This is a genomic window from Nitrospirillum iridis (genome assembly GCF_014205765.1).
Lineage (GTDB): Bacteria > Pseudomonadota > Alphaproteobacteria > Azospirillales > Azospirillaceae > Nitrospirillum > Nitrospirillum iridis.
Genome location: NZ_JACIIZ010000016.1, coordinates 46,823 through 63,424, shown reverse-complemented (window position 1 = coordinate 63,424; position 16,602 = coordinate 46,823). Strand labels below are relative to the sequence as shown.

The 16,602-nt window shown below is 68.6% G+C and carries 15 protein-coding genes; 10 read left to right on the top strand and 5 right to left on the bottom strand.

Annotated elements, in window-relative coordinates; genetic code table 11:
* Nucleotides 1-11: 11 nt before the first annotated feature.
* Nucleotides 12-3,149, bottom strand: coding sequence for a VIT domain-containing protein (locus FHS74_RS23925; RefSeq protein ID WP_184806391.1), 3,138 nt, complete (start codon nucleotides 3,147-3,149; stop codon nucleotides 12-14).
* A 215-nt stretch (nucleotides 3,150-3,364) separates the two neighbouring features.
* Between FHS74_RS23925 and FHS74_RS23920 the strand changes: the two genes are divergently transcribed.
* The 3 genes from FHS74_RS23920 to FHS74_RS23910 all read left to right on the top strand — a co-directional run bounded on the left by FHS74_RS23920 (nucleotide 3,365) and on the right by FHS74_RS23910 (nucleotide 5,432).
* Nucleotides 3,365-3,715: an ArsR/SmtB family transcription factor gene (locus FHS74_RS23920; protein WP_184806388.1), complete on the top strand. Its 351-nt coding sequence runs from the start codon at nucleotides 3,365-3,367 to the stop codon at nucleotides 3,713-3,715.
* Nucleotides 3,712-4,158, top strand: a complete 447-nt coding sequence (locus FHS74_RS23915; RefSeq protein WP_184806385.1) for an SRPBCC family protein — start codon at nucleotides 3,712-3,714, stop codon at nucleotides 4,156-4,158. Before FHS74_RS23920 ends, FHS74_RS23915 begins: the two co-directional genes overlap by 4 nt.
* Before the next feature lie 80 nt (nucleotides 4,159-4,238).
* The gene (locus tag FHS74_RS23910) at nucleotides 4,239-5,432 is read left to right on the top strand and encodes a hypothetical protein (RefSeq protein ID WP_184806382.1); all 1,194 of its coding nucleotides are present in this window, start codon (nucleotides 4,239-4,241) and stop codon (nucleotides 5,430-5,432) included.
* Nucleotides 5,433-5,489: 57 nt separating this feature from the next.
* On the opposite strand, the gene FHS74_RS23905 is transcribed toward FHS74_RS23910, so the two are convergent.
* Nucleotides 5,490-6,995, bottom strand: coding sequence for a S10 family peptidase (locus FHS74_RS23905; RefSeq protein ID WP_184806379.1), 1,506 nt, complete (start codon nucleotides 6,993-6,995; stop codon nucleotides 5,490-5,492).
* 361 nt (nucleotides 6,996-7,356) lie between these two features.
* Between FHS74_RS23905 and FHS74_RS23900 the strand changes: the two genes are divergently transcribed.
* Together FHS74_RS23900 and FHS74_RS23895 are read left to right on the top strand one after the other, a co-directional pair.
* Nucleotides 7,357-8,988 (top strand): tyrosinase family protein, encoded by a 1,632-nt coding sequence (locus FHS74_RS23900; protein WP_211106519.1) that lies wholly within the window; start codon nucleotides 7,357-7,359, stop codon nucleotides 8,986-8,988.
* 11 nt (nucleotides 8,989-8,999) lie between these two features.
* Nucleotides 9,000-9,416 (top strand): hypothetical protein, encoded by a 417-nt coding sequence (locus tag FHS74_RS23895; RefSeq protein WP_184806377.1) that lies wholly within the window; start codon nucleotides 9,000-9,002, stop codon nucleotides 9,414-9,416.
* Between the two features lie 16 nt (nucleotides 9,417-9,432).
* Here the strand turns inward: FHS74_RS23895 and FHS74_RS23890 are convergent, their stop codons facing one another.
* Nucleotides 9,433-10,692 (bottom strand): hypothetical protein, encoded by a 1,260-nt coding sequence (locus tag FHS74_RS23890; RefSeq protein WP_184806374.1) that lies wholly within the window; start codon nucleotides 10,690-10,692, stop codon nucleotides 9,433-9,435.
* A 293-nt stretch (nucleotides 10,693-10,985) separates the two neighbouring features.
* On the opposite strand from FHS74_RS23890, the gene FHS74_RS23885 reads away from it, so the two are divergent.
* Nucleotides 10,986-12,104: a carbohydrate kinase gene (locus FHS74_RS23885; RefSeq protein ID WP_184806371.1), complete on the top strand. Its 1,119-nt coding sequence runs from the start codon at nucleotides 10,986-10,988 to the stop codon at nucleotides 12,102-12,104.
* A 14-nt stretch (nucleotides 12,105-12,118) separates the two neighbouring features.
* A complete protein-coding gene (locus FHS74_RS23880) occupies nucleotides 12,119-13,048 on the top strand; it encodes a pseudouridine-5'-phosphate glycosidase (protein ID WP_184806369.1) in 930 nt (309 codons plus the stop codon).
* Between the two features lie 48 nt (nucleotides 13,049-13,096).
* On the opposite strand, the gene FHS74_RS23875 is transcribed toward FHS74_RS23880, so the two are convergent.
* Nucleotides 13,097-13,969 carry an SDR family oxidoreductase gene (locus tag FHS74_RS23875; RefSeq protein WP_184806367.1) on the bottom strand — a complete coding sequence of 291 codons (873 nt, stop codon included), beginning with the start codon at nucleotides 13,967-13,969 and terminating at the stop codon, nucleotides 13,097-13,099.
* 83 nt (nucleotides 13,970-14,052) lie between these two features.
* Between FHS74_RS23875 and FHS74_RS23870 the strand changes: the two genes are divergently transcribed.
* The 3 genes from FHS74_RS23870 (at nucleotide 14,053) to FHS74_RS23860 (ending at nucleotide 15,902) form a co-directional block, all read left to right on the top strand.
* Nucleotides 14,053-14,502, top strand: a complete 450-nt coding sequence (locus FHS74_RS23870; RefSeq protein ID WP_184806365.1) for a winged helix-turn-helix transcriptional regulator — start codon at nucleotides 14,053-14,055, stop codon at nucleotides 14,500-14,502.
* Nucleotides 14,503-14,732: 230 nt separating this feature from the next.
* Nucleotides 14,733-15,218, top strand: a complete 486-nt coding sequence (locus FHS74_RS23865) for a helix-turn-helix transcriptional regulator (protein WP_184806363.1) — start codon at nucleotides 14,733-14,735, stop codon at nucleotides 15,216-15,218.
* Nucleotides 15,219-15,353: 135 nt separating this feature from the next.
* Nucleotides 15,354-15,902, top strand: a complete 549-nt coding sequence (locus FHS74_RS23860) for a DUF4199 domain-containing protein (RefSeq protein WP_184806361.1) — start codon at nucleotides 15,354-15,356, stop codon at nucleotides 15,900-15,902.
* Here FHS74_RS23860 and FHS74_RS23855 read toward each other — a convergent pair whose 3' ends face one another.
* On the bottom strand, nucleotides 15,903-16,583 hold the full coding sequence (locus tag FHS74_RS23855) for a cupin domain-containing protein (RefSeq protein WP_211106518.1): 681 nt from the start codon (nucleotides 16,581-16,583) through the stop codon (nucleotides 15,903-15,905). It abuts the gene before it with no gap.
* Between the last annotated feature and the right edge of the window lie 19 nt (nucleotides 16,584-16,602).

Below are 16,602 nucleotides of genomic sequence, written 5' to 3'. Positions count from 1 at the left end.
GTCTCTTGGCATCAATGATCGATGACCACGCGGCCCACCACGCGCGCGCCGTCCTCGCCGGGTTTCAGTTCGATCTGCATGACCTGCGCCTCTTCGGTCTGGCGCTGGTAGTTGCGGTATAGGTGGGCGCGCACGGTGATCGGGCCGTTGGGGTTCAGGCGGTCGGTGCGGTAGGTGTTGACGCGGATCGTGTATTCGCCCGATGGCGCCCGGCGCAGCAGGTACTCCTCGGGTCCATAGCCCTGGGTCATGTCGCGCGACAGCCGGCCACCGATGGTGGTGCGGGGATGGCTGTAGATGGCGCGTTCGCCCGATGGCTCATCCACCCACAAATCCATGTCGGTCGCGTCCACGTTCCATTCCAGGACGACGCGCACATCCACGTCCAGTTGGGCGCGCAGGCGGGGATCCAGCGGGATGTCGCGCACACCCAGCTTCTGCAGGCGCGGCACCAGGCGGTTGGCCTCCATCAGCGCCACCATCTCGATGCCGTTGTAGGCCGGCGCCCAGGTGCGGGTGACGATCTCGTTCAACAGGTCCAGGGCGCGGACATAGTCGGCTCGCGGCACCGCCGCCGGCGCCCCCCGCTGGGCCGCCCGCTCCGCCCGCGTCACCAGGGCCAGGGCCAGGCTGCGGCGCGGCTGGGGCCGGTCGCCCTCCAGGAACAGCACCTTCTCATACAACCAGATGGCCCGTGCCTCGTCGCCATAACGCATCAGGGCGTCGGCGACGATGATCAGCGTGCCGTTGTCGGCAGCGGGCAGGTCCAGCGCGTTCAGCACCATGGCCGCCGCCTCCAACGCCCGGCCGTTGCGGAACAGCAGCTCGGCGATGTCCAGGTAATAGGCGGGCACCTGCCCGTACTTGTCCGCCTGCCCCACCACCGTGGCGTGGAAGGCGTCCGGGTCGTCGAGATGCTCCTTCAAGGCGCGCAAGTAGGGCCGGTCAGGATTCCACGGCTCTACCGCGATGACCGCCGCGGCGCCCTGCCCATCGCCATGGCCGTCCGCCCGGGCGCCGGTGACGACAAAATCTTCCGTCCTTCCACGGGCCGGGCCCGCCGGCGCGGGACCGGCAGGCAAGGGGCCGGTGGGGACCGGGCGTCCACCCGACGGGGCGGCAACGATGGGCGCCCTCGGGCTGTCGATGGCGACCTCCACCGGCGGCACGAAAGGTGGAGGCTGTACCACCTGTGGCGGCGGCGGGGCTGGTACCGTCGCGGAGGAAACCGAGTCCCGCATGATGACGGGCGGCGGCGGGGAAGTGACACCCATCGTCACGCCGCTGGAAACGGCTGCCTGCTTCGCCGGCGCCGGCCGTGGCTTGGCGGCCCACCAGTCCTTTTCCTCCTGCCAGGCGTTGATGACCTGGACCAGACGGTTGTCCTGCGCCGTCCGCTTGGACTGGGCCATGCGCGCCACCAAGTCGGCGTACTGGTTCTGCATCTCCTTGCCCAGGCTGTCGGGCGGCGCGATCTCCGCATCGACATAGTCCTGCAGGCGTTCCAGCACCAGGAAGACGGCGCCGCCACCGGCGACGCCATAAGCGCGGGCAAAGCCCACGGCCCGCTTCTGGTCAGGACGGTCCGATGCCGTCATCTCCGCCAGCCGGTCGAAAGCCCACAGGGCGCCCAGGGCGTCATCCGCCGGCGCGGGCAGATCATCCAGATCGAACGCCAGGGCGCGGCCGTCGGCCAGGGTGACCTTGATCCCGCCCAGCGACGGCGGCGCCCGGCCGATCAGGCGCACGCGGCCGGCCGCCGCCGGCAACACGGTGAAATCCAGGGCCGCGCCGTCACGGGCCTTCACGTCAATGACACGGCCGGCGGGGGCGGTCAGGCGCGCCAGCACGGCGTCCAGGCCCCGGGCCTTGAGATCAAAATGCTCCCCGCCCGACTTGGCGGCCAGGGCCGCCAGGAAGCCATGGTCGGCGTCATCGCTGGCCGACAGGGTGAACAGGGGACAATTCACCCGCTCCGCCTGATAGGCGTCCACGGTGAATCGGCCGTTGGAGAAGAACAGACAGGCGTCAGCCGGCGCGCCGGCCGCCTTCAGCACCCCGGCAAGGGAGTTGGCGCCGCCATACTCGACCGCCTTCAACGCCGCCAGGACGCCGGCCACGGCATTGGGCTGGTCGAAGGTCAGCAGGACGCGGGTCGGACCGTCAGCGAAGGTGACGAGGTCGATCGCCCGGGGCTGCGCCGCGGTCAGGTAGCGTTCCAGCAACGCCAGCTCGGTCTCCCGGTCGGCCGAGCGCTGGCTCAGCGACCGGTCCCAGTAGACGCGGACCCGACCTGAACCGGCGGCGGCGGTCGCGGCGCCAGCCGGCGCCGGCGCATCCACCTCGAAAAAAGTGTCGCCGCCGTGGTGGCGGGTCAGCACCACCGGGGTGGCCGGCGGCACGCCGCCGATGGTGAGCGCGCCGCCCAGGACGATACCACTGGCCGTGGCTCGAGCCTCCAGCCCCGCCGGCCCCGGGTTCCAGCGCAGATCCAGCCCGTCCGGTCCCATCAGGGCGGGGGACGTGGCGGTATCGCCATCGATAATCAACAGGCTGACCTTGGCCACCGGGTCCAGGGTCACCAGCGGCAGGGTGTAGGGCTGGTCGACGCCGATGGGCGTGGCGAACTCCACCCGCACGATCCGGCCCCGGTTGGGAAAGATGGGGAAGACATGGGTGCGGAAGGCGTTGTCGCGCGTCACCTCCGCCAGCCCGGGATCGACGCCGCGCCGCACCTGCTTCTGGTAGGCCAGCGTGGCGGCGCGCTTGGCCACCAGCACGCCATCGGTCAGGGCACCGTTCACGTCCAGGGCGTAGCCGGTAACGACGGAGCCCGCCGGCAGATCCAGGGTGAAGTCCCCCTCCACCGCCGCCGTGGTGGGGTTGGCGAAGGTGGCCAGCAGCGTGGTGTGCGCCACGCCGCCGATGATCTTCACCGTGATGTCCAGGTTGCCGATGGTCAGCGCGTGGGTGGGCTGGGCCCCATTGGGCCCGAAGTAATTGCGGGCCACCAGCTCGGGGCTGAAGGTGCGCGCGGGCGCCGCCATGCCGCACCGCGCCCAGAACAGCAGGCCCAGGAAGCCCGCCACCGTGACAACCACCCAGAGCGTACGCCCCAAACCCCAGCGCACCAGCAGCCTGTCGCGCATTCCGTCCCCCCATTTTCGCACTACTGTAAGTTCCCCGCGCCCCATCGCGCAAGGTTGAGGTCCGCAGGCTGGGCGCCCTGGGCCGGTCACAGGATTGCAACAGCATGGCCGGCGGATTGTGGCGGCCTTAAGGCCTGTTCGCCCCATCGTTGAAAAACCACTCCGCCTTTGCGTCAGCCCTTGACAGGCAACCATTTGGTTGCGTATTAAGACCCATGACCGATGATGACGCCGTATTCCGGGCCCTGGCCGATGGCAGCCGCCGACTGCTGCTGGACCGCCTGCGGGCCAGGGACGGCCAGACCCTGGGACAGTTGTGCCTGGGCCTGGACATGAGCCGCCAGGCGGTGGCCAAGCACTTGGCCGTTCTGGAGGAAGCGAACCTGGTGGCCTGGCAGCGCCAGGGACGGGAGAAGCTGCACTTCATCAATCCCGTGCCCATCCACCAGATCGCCCGGCGGTGGATCACACAGTTCGACCTGCCGCGGCTGGATGCCCTCGCCGCCCTGAAGGATAGGCTGGAGGGCCCTGAAAACGATGAACAGGGAAAGGATAACGCACCATGAGCAACGCCTTCGTCTACGTCACCTATATCCGCACCACGCCCGACAAGCTGTGGCAGGCGCTGACCGACATCGACTTCATGCGCCTGTACTGGTTCGGCTTTCATGGGGAGAGCGACTGGCGGCCGGGTTCCCCCTGGCGCCTGGTCAAGCCCGACGGCACCATCGCCGACAATGGCGAGGTGCTGGAGGCGGCCCCACCCTTCCGCCTGGTGCTGAAATGGCGCAACGAGTTCAAGCCGGACCTGAAGGCGGAAGGCCATTCCCGCTGCACCTTCGAGATCGAGCCCGTGGGCGACAGTGGCGTGGTCAAGCTCAGCGTCACCCACGTCATGGAACAGCCTGGCGAGGGCAAGTTCATCCAGGCCGTTTCCGGCGGCTGGCCGCGCATCCTGTCCAACCTCAAGTCCCTGCTGGAAACCGGCGCGGCGGTGCTGACCGGGTAAGGCCATTCATCGCATGGCAAAATACAACCTTTTATTGCATATTGCTCCTGACCGACGACACCAGGGGGAAGGAGGGGCCGATGACACGTCCTTGCCGGCGCTTGCTGAACGGCCTGGTCATTGTGCTGGCCTTGGCGCTTCCGGCCGTGGCCGGCGCCCAATCCGACACCTGCCCAGCCCGCTTCGGCCGTACCCTGCCCGCCCCGGTCATGGTCACCGCCGACACCATCGAGGTCTATCGCGCCGCGCGCGGCGCGCGTGACCTGACCGTCCCCGCCTATACCGACAGCCCGTTCGGCTATTGCGGGCCCCTGGGGCCCTTCGGACCGCTGGGACCCAAAGGGCCCTTGGGCGCCTACGGCGGCAACACCACGTCCCCCGACAGCCCGCGCGCCGTGATCGGGGAGGCCTCCCGCCTATACGGTCCCTGGTTCCGGCAGATTTTCACCTGGAACAGCGGCGCCTCCCCCCTGGGCCCCGCCGGCCCGCTGGGAGCCTGGGGACCGTTGAGCGGCAGCGGCCGCCTGTCCATCCACGGCGATTTGTGGGAGGGCGGGCTGTGGGCGGTGCTGGGCCCCGTCGGCCCCCTGGGCCCCTTGGGACCATTGGGTCCCCTGGGACCGTTGGGCCCGGCGCCCAGCCTGTATGAGGTGGGCCGGGCCGGCGGCGGGCGGCTGGAGGGCGGCTACTATGCCCCTGGCACCCTGACGGCGGCGCGGACGCAGGCCGTACCGCTGGGCAATGGCGGCGCCCGCGCCTATGAGCTGATGGAACACTATTCGTGGGCGGCCGCCCAGTCGCTGAACACCGTCCCGCCGCCAGCGGGCAACGACACCTCCTTCACCGTGGACGGGTCACTGGCGGCGCCGCAAGCGGAGGACGGTTTCGTGCTGACCTCCCGCGTGGCGCAATATGTCACCCTGGTGGCGGTGCCGGGCAATCCCGGCGACGGCTTCGCCCTGGCGGCGCGGCTGCGCCATGGCGGCCTGGAGGCGGCGGTGGACTCACACGACGCCTGGTGGCGCTATATCAACATGATCCATGTCTTCGTGCCGGCGAATACGCGGCTGGACGTGCGCGTCATCTACACCGCCCACGCCACCGTCGCCCCACACCCGTGCGGCGGCGCCCTGCCGGAGATCGGGGATGAGGAGATGCGGGGCCGCTACCGCCTGGTCGTGGTGGGCTCGACAGCGGCCATGACCGCCACCGCGCGCCGCAGCGAGATCCTGCAAGGCCATCAGCGCTGCACGCCCTGGGTCGCCAGCCCCTGAAAAAGACGGCCGCCCGGCCGGGAAGTTTCCGGGGACGGGCGGCCGGCCGTACCGCTCTTACTTGGCGTCGTACATTCCCATGATGTCCTTGCGGAAGGACGCGCCGCTGTCGGGGCGGGAATAGAACATGTGCCCACCGGGGTACATGCGCAGCTTCACGCGCTCCTGGACACCGTAGGTCGGCATCTGGTCGATCAGCATGCGTGAACCGAAGTACGGGCACGACAGGTCGTTCCAGCCATGGACGATGGTCACCGCCATCTTGGGGTCGTTGGCGATGGCCTTGCGCAGGTCGGTGACCGGGTTGTCGCTGTCATCGCGGTCCCACAGCTTGTTGACCTCATAGGACAGGGCGTTGTAGCGAGCCTCCACCTTCCAGCCCACCTGGTTGGTGACGAAGTCGGCCATGGCCGAGGTGGTCGGGGCGATCAGGCCGTCCAGCAACGGGTCGTTGTAGCGGGCTTCGGCGCTGGACGGGAACGGGTCGTAGGCGGTGACGTTGCTGTCGTAGACGCTGCCCACCTTGCCATCGGCGCGGTGGATTTCCCGCAGATAGGTGCCGATGTCGACGCGGCCGTTCATGCGGCGCACCAGCTTGGGGTCCAGGCCGGTCAGCTCCGCCACCTTGGCGGACAGGCGGTCGGTGGCGGCCTTGTCGCGCGGGCCCGCCATCAAGTCCTGCATGAATTCGGTGCGGTCATACTTCTCGACCGCGCCCATGGTGGTCTCGTTCAGGGGCTTGCCCTGGCGTTCAAAGTTGCCGGCGGCCATGGCCGTCAGGTTGATCATCCACGGCAGGGGCGACAGGGCGTCCGCCTCGCCGATGGCCGGCGGGTCCAGGTAGGGCGACACCAGGGTCATGCCCGACACGCCCACGCCGATACGGCTTTGCAGGTAGTAGGCCAGGCGCGGCAAGCGGTAGCCGCCATAGCTTTCACCCACCAGGTACTTCTTGCTGGTCAGGCGGTTGTTGGTCAGCAGCCAGTCATAGATGATGCGGCTGAGGTAATGGATGTCGGAATCGGCGGTGTAGAAGGTCTTCTTGGCCTGGTCCTCATCCACCCTGGCGCGGGAGAAGCCGGTGCCGATGGGGTCGATGAACACCAGGTCGGTGAAGTCCAGCCAGCTGTTGGCGTTGTCCTTCAGCACCGCCAGGTCGGACGGGCTGTCGCCGGCCTTGCCGAAGGCCACCTGCTTCGGCCCGATGGCGCCCAGGTTCAGATAGACGGAGGACGCGCCAGGGCCGCCATTGAAGGCGAAGGTCACGGGGCGCGGGCTGCCGCCGGAATTGGCGACGGTGTAGGCGGTGTACACCACCTCGCCGATGGTCTTGCCCTTCTCATCCTTCACCGGCAGGGCGCCGACGGTCGCCGTGTATTCCACCCGCTTGCCGGCGATGGTGGCGGTCTGCTTGACCGACTTCGGCGCCGGGAACGGCGCCAGCTCGCCGTCATCCTTAGGCGCCTCCTTGGCCGGCTTGTCGGTGGGCTTGTCGGCGGCGTAGGTGGGCGCGCCCATGGCCATCAGCAGGGCGAAACAGGAAACGAAGGTGGTGATGCGCATGAAGGATGGTCCCCCTGATCGGTCGGCATCTCTGTGCCTCATGGGCTCAACTTAGACCATGGGCCCCGCGAGCCCCGCAAGCCCGGGGCGCCGGCCGCGGCATCAGGGAGCCACTTGGGCCGGACCCCCGGTTGATGAATGGCCCTAAAGGCGGCCCGGCCACAACCCAGGGGGCCGACGGCGCACCGCCTGGCGGATATAATATGCGATCTTGCGCGGAGACTCGCGGGCGCCATCGCCTCACCACCCGCGGGACGGGAGGAATGCGCTTTAATGAGTTAATAAATACCCATTTTGAATACTTGTGGTTGTATTTCAGAGGCCGCATTGTGCGCCCGAAATCAATCGAAGGGGGCCCCCCGTGCGCTCAACCAACCCTGCCCATTTCTCCCGCCGCACCTTCCTGGCGACCACCGCCGCCGCCGCCGGCCTATCGGCGCTGCCCACGGCACCCGCCCACGCGGCCGCCAAGTACCGGCGCTACAATGTCACCAGCGCGGAGGGGCAGAAGGCCTTGGCAAGCTACGCCAAGGCCGTGGAGATCATGATCAAGCTGCCGCCGAGCGATCCGCGCAACTGGTTCCGCAACGCCTTCATCCACATGATGGACTGCCCGCACGGCAACTGGTGGTTCTTCATCTGGCACCGGGGCTACCTGGGTTATTTCGAACAGACCATCCGCGCGTTGAGCGGCGACGACACCTTCGCCATCCCCTATTGGGATTGGACGGAACTGCCCCGAATCCCCAAGGAGATGTTCGACGGTCCGCTGGATCCCACCCACCACATGTATGAGCCGTATACCCACAATCTTGCCGTCTTCACCGCTTATATCCAGCCGACGCTGAAGTCCTACTGGGCGACGCTGACGCCGGCGCAGCAGGCGCAGTTGAACGCGCGGGGCTACCAGACCTTCGGCGACATGTGGAACGACGTCACCGCCTACGTCCCCTCCATGCAGACGGGCGTCACTGGCAACGTCGCCTTCGCCCCCACCTGCGGCGCGCGCTACCTGTCGCCCGACAACCCCAAGCTGGACGCCCGCACCACCAAGGCCGTGTCGGCGCCCACGGTTGGCGCCGGCCTGAAGCCGACGCTGTTCTACGACGCAGACATCACCAAGAGCTTCACCAGCAGCAAGACGCCATCGCACAACACCGCCCCCAGCGGGTCCACCAAGTTCAGCATCCTGGAGGGCCAGCCCCATAACCTGACCCACAACTGCATCGGCGGCGTCGGCGCGCTGGACCCCGGCCCCTATGGCAACATGACCAACAACCTGTCGCCGGTGGACCCCATCTTCTTCCTGCACCATTCCAACATGGATCGGCTGTGGGAAGTTTGGACCAACAAGCAGAAGCGCCTGAAGCTGCCCTATCTGCCCACCGGCCCGGACCTGGTGACCTTGGGCCAGGAGCCCTTCCTGTTCTACGTCAACGCCGAGGGGCAGTATGTGGGCACCACCACGGCCAAGGACTTCTTCAGCACCGACCGCTTCGACTATGACTACCAGCCGGGCTTCGGCGACCAGTTGGACCTGCCCGCCCCCCGCACCGCCGTCGCGGCGGCGGCCGCGTCCAGCTTCAAGGGCACGCTGAAGGGCAAGGCGGCCACCATGACCGTGTCACGCACGGCGGCGGCCAGCCACCAGGCTGCCGCCGTGCCGGAACTGGCGCTGGAGATCACCCTGCCGCATCCCAGCGGCGGCACCGGCGGACGGGCCTTCGACGTGTTGGTCAACGCCCCGCCCGGCACGACGGAGGTGACACCCGACAGCCCTTATTACGCCGGCACCATTTCCTTCTTCGGCTCCCTGATGCCGGGGATGAAGATGTCCGCCGATGCCACCTTCGTCATCCCCCTGCCCACCACGCTGACGGCGCTGCAGTCACCCGGGGCCAACGGCGCGGCGCTGACCGTGCAACTGGTGCCGGTGGACGGCCATGCGGAGGAAACACCCGCCATCAAGGAGGCGTCGGTCAAGACGCTGTAACGAGGTGATGCATGCGGGCCGCCGCCCTGCCCCTTCTGTTCCTGTTTCCGTTCCTGGTCCTGGCCTGCCCCGCAGGCGCGTTAACGGAACAGATTCAGGGCCAGCCGGCGGCCCGCGTCATCACCCTGGACCTGCCGCACCCGCTGATGGCCGGGGAGTCGGCCTGGATCATCGTCCGTGTCGGGCCCATAGGCCATGCCCAGGTGGACGTCAGCGACGCCGCCGGCCATCTGCTGGGCAGTGTCTCCCTCTTCGCCCCGCACTACGGCGAGGAGGGGGGCAGCCATGTCATACCCCTGCCGGCCAAGGCCACGCAGGGCAAGCGCGTCACCCTGCGCCTGACCATCACCCACCCCAGCGCCCCGTCCCGCGCGCCCACGGACGGGGAGGTGCGGGACGTGGCGGTGACGGTTGAGCCGACGCGCTGACCGCCCGGCGACGGCCTCACATCATCACCGTGCCGGGAACCCCCAGCGGCAGTTCCAGCGCATTCGCGCACAGCCAGAAGGCGGTGGGATAGGCCAGGAACGGATCCAAGGCGGAATTCACATAGCCGTCCGGGGCGCTGGGACTGACGGTGCTGTCCCATTTCCCGCCGCCGTTCGAATACAGCGTCAGAGTCCGGCCGGCCTTGTCGGTCGCCGTCAGCGTCACCGTCCCCGGCGTGAATTCGCTGGCCACCAGTTGGCTGCCGGCATGCAGCGTCACCTGCGGACAGCCGGTGTCCATGGTGAAGGTGGTCGCCAGCGGAGGGGGCTTGCTGCTGTTGTCGACGATCAGCGTGCCGGCTATCTGCTGTTCGGTGGCCACGACGAAATCGGTCTGCGACGCCGTCGTCCCGTCCGGGGAATAGAAGCTGCCGCCGGCGTTCGGGAGCAGCGGGAAGATGTGCTGGAACCCCTCCACCAGGGCGGCCGAGCCACCGATGATCAGGCGCCCCACGGCCGTGACGCTGGTGGCGGCGTCGCCGGCGGGCTTGGGCGGGTTGCCATCCCAGACGGCGCTGGCGTCGGTATTGGCCAAGTCGATGATGAAATAAGGATTGGCGATGGCGGGCTGGAACTGCGACAGCGCGCCCAGGATCGCCCACTCATTGTAGCCGTCGAGGGAAGGGGCGCCATCGGGAAGCGGGTGGTTCAGCGCCACCGGCTGCTGGCTTGCCGGGACGATGGATGTCGCCGCCAGCGCCACGCCGAAGTCACCATAGAAATAGTCGTAGATGGGGAAGCTGGCCGGCTGCTCCTGCTCATCATTACCCCCACCTTTTTCCGCCACCCGGCCGCCATCGGCGACCGACGATTGCAGCTCATACAACTGCGACACTACGCCGACATAGAGGTCGGCGCTCATGGATGTCGGCGCCGTGTCGATCTGGACGCCGGCCAGCGTCACCTGCAAGCGGGTCGCCGTGCCCAGATAGGTGATGCCGCTGGTGTACTGGGTGACGATGGGGCCTGCGGTCTGCGCGCCGGTCAGGTCCAGGCCGGCGGCCGATGCCCAGAAGCCCTTGCCCCCTGTATCGAACTCATAGAGGCGGGTCACGCTGCCGGCGCCACCCGGGACGCTGAGCGCCACCTCGATGCCGACCTTCCGCGTGCCGCCGCAGTTCATCAGGTACAGCGGCACGATCAACGCGCCGCCGGCCGCGGCTGTGGCGTTGCTGACGTAGTTTCCCTTGGGCATGAAGGCGCCATCTGCGGACATTGGGGCACTCTCCGATCGTGGATTGGGACAGACCCGCAGGGGAACCGCGGGCATGATTCAGGCGCACCCGACCTCGACGGCATGGCCGCGCCGGACTGGTTCTTGGGGTGTAAGGAAGCGTCGCGGGCGGTGGCGCATTCGGATGATATACACTTTATGAGGCATTTTCCCTTCATTCTATTCAATTCAGACAGGAATCTCAGGTGCCTCCATCCTGTTTTTCACCAACATGTGTTGATTAAATGAACAAACGTTGAGAAGGTCAGCGTCCTTTCCCGCCGCCGAGCCGCCCCATGACCACCCGCGTGACCGACCCCAGCGACCAGGAACGCGCCGTCCTCGACTGCGTCACCGCCAATCCCTTCGTCAGCCAACAGGACATGGCGGACAGCCTGGGGCTGGCCCGCTCCACCGTGGCGGCCCATGTCGCCAGCCTGACGCGGAAGGGCCTGCTGCTGGGCCGGGGCTATATCCTGCCGGCGGCCCGCCGGGTGGTGTGTCTGGGCGGCGCCGTGCTGGACCGCAAATACCAGGCGCTGGCTCCCCTGGTGCCCGCCACCTCCAACCCCGTGAGCGGGGTGCGCAGCCCCGGCGGCGTGGCCCGGAACGTGGCGGAGAATCTGGCGCGCCTGGCGGTCCCCACCGCCCTGATCTCCATCGTCGGGGAGGATGAGACGGGCCGCGAGATCCTGAACCACTTGCGCACCCTGGGCGTGGACGTCAGCCAGGTCGCGGTCACGGTCGACGCCCCCACGGCGGAATACGCGGCCATCCTGGGGCCGGACGGCGACCTGGCCGTGGCCGCCGCCGACATGCGCATCTTCGACCTGTACACCCCCGCCTTGCTGGACCGCGCCTGGCCTCACCTGGCGGCGGCCTGCTGGGTCTTCGCCGACTGCAACCTGCCGGCCGACACCCTGGCGGCGCTGGTGGCACGGCGGCGGGACGCCCGGTTCCAGCTAGCGCTCGACGCCGTCTCCATCCCCAAACTGGCGCGCCTGCCGGCGGACCTGAGCGGCATCGACCTGCTGTTCATGAATCTGGAGGAGGCCAACGCCCTATTGGGTACCAGTGGCGCGACGCTCGCCGACGCCCTGGTGGCGGCGCGGGGTCTGCGGTCCCGGGGCGTGGCGGGCGCGGTCGTCACCCTGGGCGCCCGGGGCACGGCCGTCGCCGGCGGCGACACGGCCGCGACCTTCGCCGCCGTGCCCGCCCTGCCCCTGGACACCACCGGCGCCGGCGACGCCATGATCGCCGGTGCCCTGTACCGACTGGTGGCCGGCGACGACCTGCCGACCGCCGCCAGGATGGGCGCCCTGGTGGGCGCGCTGACCACCGAAAGCAAAGCCAGCGTCCATCCCGGCCTGTCGCCCCAGTTGCTGGACGCCAACCTGCACCGCCTGACGATCTGAGGAAGCCTCCCCCCATGTCCCATCTGCAGCCAACGCTTCTGCAGCCCATCCTGAGCCCCGAGGTCGCCGACGCCCTGGCCACCGGCCGGCCCGTGGTGGCCCTGGAATCCACCATCATCACCCACGGCATGCCCTATCCCGCCAACCTGGAAACGGCGCTGGCGGTGGAGGATGTGGTGCGGGCCAATGGCGCGGTGCCCGCCACCATCGCCGTGGTGGCGGGCGCGGTGCGGGCCGGCCTGACGCGGGGTGAGCTGGACCGGCTGGCCCAGGCCCAGGGCGTGGTGAAAGCCTCCAGCCGCGACCTGGCGGCCGTCATGGTGCGCCGGGGTACGGCCGGCACCACCGTGTCGGCCACCATGCGCATCGCCGACTTGGCCGGCATCCCGATCTTCGCCACCGGCGGCGTCGGCGGGGTGCACCGGGGGGCGGAGACCACCTTCGACATCTCCGCCGACCTGACCGAACTGGGCCGCACGCCCACGGCCGTGGTCTGCGCCGGGGTGAAGTCCATCCTGGACATCGCCAAGACGCTGGAGTTCCTGGAGACCCAGCGCGTGCCCGTCATCGCCCACGGCACCGACGACTTCCCCGCCTTCTTCACCCGGTCCAGCGGTCACAAGGCGGATCACCGCCTGGACACGGCGGAAGAGATCGCGGCGGCCCTGCGCCTGCACCATGGGTTGGGCTGCGGCACCGGCCTGCTGATCGCCAACCCCATCCCGGAAGCCGACGCGCTGGCCCCCGCCTTCATCGACGGCACCATCGCGGACGCGGTGGCGGAGGCCGACGCCAAGGACATCAGCCGCAAGGACCTGACGCCCTTCCTGCTGGCGCGCATCAATGAGCTGTCGGGTGGCCGCAGCCTGACGGCCAACATCGCCCTGGTGCAGAACAACGCGGCCTTGGCCGCCCGCATCGCGGTGGCGTACGCGGCGGCGTGAGGCCCGATCCGGCCCCCTTGTCCGGATCGGGCATCCCCAAAAAAAGCCTCAGCCCTTCAGGGCGGCGGCCAGCGCGGTCTTCAACGGCGTCGTCGGCCGGCCGATGAGACGGCTTAGCGTGCGGCTGGCGTCGTACAGGCCGCCCTGGGCCGCGCCCACGTCGGATGACGACAGCAGGTCGGCCACCGGCGCCGGCAGCCCAATGTTGATCAACAGGGCCTTGTAGTCGGCCTCCGGCAGGTTGTTGTAAGCCACCACCTTGCCGGCCACCTCGGACAGGGCGGCAGCCCAGTCAGCCATGGTGAACCCGTCATCCCCGGCCAGTTCATAAATCTTGCCCGCATGTTCGGCACCCGCGGCCAGCACGGCCGCCGCCGCGTCGGCATAGTCGGCCCGGGCGGCGGCGGCGATGCGTCCCTCCCCCGCGCTGCCGAAGACGGCGCCATGTTCCAGCCCCGGCGCGATGAAGCCGTTGTAGTTTTCCAGGTACCAGCCATTGCGCAGAATGACGAAGGGTGCCCCGGAAGCGCGCAGGGCGGCCTCCGTCGCCACATGCTCCGCCTTCAACGGCAGGGGCGAGGCATCGCCGTGCAGCAGGCTGGTGTAGCCGATCAGCCCAACCCCGGCCCGGACGGCGGCGTCAATGGCGTTCCGGTGCTGCGGCACCCGGCGGCCGATCTCACTGGAAGAGATCAGCAAGAGACGGTCGATGCCCTGGAAGGCGGCGTCCAGCACCGCCGGCTGGTCATAATCCGCCTCGCGCACCTCCACCCCCAAGGCCTGCAGGTCGGTGGCCTTGGCCAGGGTGCGGACGGTGGCGACAATGCGCGCCGCCGGGACGGTCTTCAGCAAGGACTGGATGACCAGCCGACCCAGTTGGCCGCTGGCGCCGGTGACGAGAAGGCGGGGGGACGTGCTCATGTGCGTGTTCCTTTATGGTCTCAAATTGAGGACTGGTATATAAATGAGACCATTGAGCGCCGCTGTGAAGGAGGCAGTTTTTTATGTCCAGGTTACTTTCAGGGAACCCCCTTCCCCGGCCGGAGGCGGCGCCGGCCTCGGAAGAGCGGTCGGCGGAAAGCGCGTTGCAGAGGTGGCAAAAGTTGGGCTTCGATCCAAGCCGCTGTCCCGTGCGCGATGTCTTCGATCATGTCGGCAATAAATGGACCGCCTTGATCCTGATGACCCTGGCGGCCGGGCCCCAGCGCTTCAGCGCGCTGCACCGCGCCATTCCCGATATCTCGAAGCGCATGCTGACCCAGTCGCTGCGCGATCTGGAGCGTGACGGCCTGATCCACCGCCACGTCCACCCGACGAAACCGCCCAGCGTGGATTACCGCCTGGCGCCCCTGGGCCTATCCATCATAGGGCCCCTCGACACATTGGCCCGGTGGGCGGAGGTCAACCACCCTGAAATCCGCGATGCCCGCGCCCGCTTCGACGCGCAGGACTGACACCGCTGGTCCAGCACGGCCACCACCTCCGGTGTGGGGCCCAGGCGGCGCGCCAACGGCGCCATGGTGATGAGGGCGCGGGTGGCGACGCGATAGATTCAGCATTCTCTCAACTCGTAAAGCCGTTAACCTGACTTCAGAGCCTGGGGTGGCATGAGGCCGTCTTGACAGCCGGGCAGTCCAGACGGACGCTGCGGTGGGATATCCCGCCGTAGCCGTGAAGGGTGGTCATGCCTCTGTCCAGTCTCGCGTCCCCGGCCCGGTGGCGGGCGTCCCTGCGTCGCGCCCAGGTCTGGGCGCCGGTCCTCCGTCGGGTGGCGCTCTATGGGGGCGCCTTGGCGGCGGGCACCCTGGCCTTGCAGTGGCTGGACTACCGCCGCTTGGCGCGGACCCATTCGGATGACATCACCCTGTTCCTGATCGCGGCCGCCTTCCTCGCCCTGGGCGTGGCGGTGGGCGTGCACCTGATGCGACCGGCGCCGCCGCTGCCCCCGGAAGGCAATCCCCAGGCCCAGGCCGGCCTGGGCATCAGCGCGCGGGAGATGGCGGTGCTGCGCGAACTGGCGGCCGGCCGCTCCAACAAGGAAATCGCCCTCGCGCTCGATATCTCCCCCAACACGGTGAAGACCCACGTGGCCCGCGTGTTCGAGAAGCTGGACGCCCGCCGCCGCACCGACGCCGTGAACCGCGCCCGTGTGCTGGGTCTGGTACCCTAGAACGGCGTGTCGCCGGCCGTAGCTGCCTCGATTTGTGGGTGATTCCGTCAAAATCACCCCTTCGGGCGATTGCCGCCGACCGGATTTGCGGGGCACTGAGGGACACCGATCACACGGAACCAAAGGGGCGTTCGCATGCTGCGCAAAATCCTGACCCACGGCCTGGCGGCCGGCCTCATCTCCGGCCTGGCCATGGGGGTGCTGACCACCGTCCCGCACGGCCACCTGCCCATGGCCGTCGAAATGGCCCTGGGCTATGCCACCATGCTGGTGGCGCTCAGCACCGTCTTCCTGGCGGTGAAGCGCCACCGCGACACCGCCCTGGGCGGCGTCATCCGTTTCTGGCCCGCCCTGTTCCTGGGCCTGGGCATCAGCGTCGTCGGCGGGGTGATCTACGCCCTGGCGTGGGAGGTGACGCAGGCCCTGAACCACATGGACTATGTCAACGACTACGCCCAAGCCATGATCAGCCAGCAGAAGGCCAGCGGCGCCTCGGACGAGGCCCTAGCCGCCCTGACGGTGGAGATGGACAAGATGAGGGCGAAGTACGCCAACCCCCTCTACCGCCTGTCCTTGACCTTCAATGAGATCTTCCCCGTGGGCGTGCTGGTGTCGCTGGTTTCCGCCGGCCTGCTGCGCAACAGCCGCTTCTGGCCCGCCCGGCGCGCGCCGGTCCTGGCCTGATCAGAAAGCGCAGACATCGGGGTGCAGCAGCGGCCCGGCCTTCAACCAGACACGGGCGCCCTGCTCCCCGGTATGGACCATCAGGTCCTGGCCGGCGGGCAGGCGCAGCCAGGACTGGGAGTGGAACGCCTCACCCCCCTCGGTGAAGCCGCCGTCCACAACCAGCAGTTCCAGGCCCTGCGGATTGGCCACACGCACCTCGGCGTCCGGCCGCCAGTCCTCCAGCCGCACCTCCTCATGCCCGTCGGCGAACAGGCTCAGGGCGCGCTCAACACCGGGGCGGGCCGGCAGCGCCTCCCCCTCCCCGGGCCGGCGGACGATGCGCGCCTGGTCCTCCTCCCGGAACTGCCACAGCTTCACAAAGATGACGCAGCCGGGGACAGAACCGGGGGCATGGCCCGTGCCCGGCGGGTTGCGGACATAGGTGCCGGCCGGGAAATCGCCGGTCTCGTCCTGGAACACGCCGTCTAGCACCAGGAACTCCTCCCCACCCGGATGGCCGTGGGTGGGGAAGCGGCTGCCGGCGGCATAGCGGACGATGGAGGTGGCACGCGCCTTCTCATCCCCGATGCGCGACAGCATGCGGCGCTCCACGCCCGGCGACGGGCTGGGCACCCAATCCATGCCACCGGCATGCACCGCCGTGCGCACCGTCAGGTCGTCGTTCAACCGCATCATCATCCTGCTCCTCGTCCGCGCG

Bases quoted from the DNA above. Each gene is read 5' to 3' on its own strand.
- FHS74_RS23925 (WP_184806391.1), bottom strand. From the start codon at position 3,149: ATGCGCGACAGGCTGCTGGTGCGCTGGGGTTTGGGGCGTACGCTCTGG.
- FHS74_RS23920 (WP_184806388.1), top strand. From the start codon at position 3,365: ATGACCGATGATGACGCCGTATTCCGGGCCCTGGCCGATGGCAGCCGC.
- FHS74_RS23915 (WP_184806385.1), top strand. From the start codon at position 3,712: ATGAGCAACGCCTTCGTCTACGTCACCTATATCCGCACCACGCCCGAC.
- FHS74_RS23910 (WP_184806382.1), top strand. From the start codon at position 4,239: ATGACACGTCCTTGCCGGCGCTTGCTGAACGGCCTGGTCATTGTGCTG.
- FHS74_RS23905 (WP_184806379.1), bottom strand. From the start codon at position 6,995: ATGCGCATCACCACCTTCGTTTCCTGTTTCGCCCTGCTGATGGCCATG.
- FHS74_RS23895 (WP_184806377.1), top strand. From the start codon at position 9,000: ATGCGGGCCGCCGCCCTGCCCCTTCTGTTCCTGTTTCCGTTCCTGGTC.
- FHS74_RS23890 (WP_184806374.1), bottom strand. From the start codon at position 10,692: ATGTCCGCAGATGGCGCCTTCATGCCCAAGGGAAACTACGTCAGCAAC.
- FHS74_RS23885 (WP_184806371.1), top strand. From the start codon at position 10,986: ATGACCACCCGCGTGACCGACCCCAGCGACCAGGAACGCGCCGTCCTC.
- FHS74_RS23880 (WP_184806369.1), top strand. From the start codon at position 12,119: ATGTCCCATCTGCAGCCAACGCTTCTGCAGCCCATCCTGAGCCCCGAG.
- FHS74_RS23875 (WP_184806367.1), bottom strand. From the start codon at position 13,969: ATGAGCACGTCCCCCCGCCTTCTCGTCACCGGCGCCAGCGGCCAACTG.
- FHS74_RS23870 (WP_184806365.1), top strand. From the start codon at position 14,053: ATGTCCAGGTTACTTTCAGGGAACCCCCTTCCCCGGCCGGAGGCGGCG.
- FHS74_RS23865 (WP_184806363.1), top strand. From the start codon at position 14,733: ATGCCTCTGTCCAGTCTCGCGTCCCCGGCCCGGTGGCGGGCGTCCCTG.
- FHS74_RS23860 (WP_184806361.1), top strand. From the start codon at position 15,354: ATGCTGCGCAAAATCCTGACCCACGGCCTGGCGGCCGGCCTCATCTCC.
- FHS74_RS23855 (WP_211106518.1), bottom strand. From the start codon at position 16,583: ATGATGATGCGGTTGAACGACGACCTGACGGTGCGCACGGCGGTGCAT.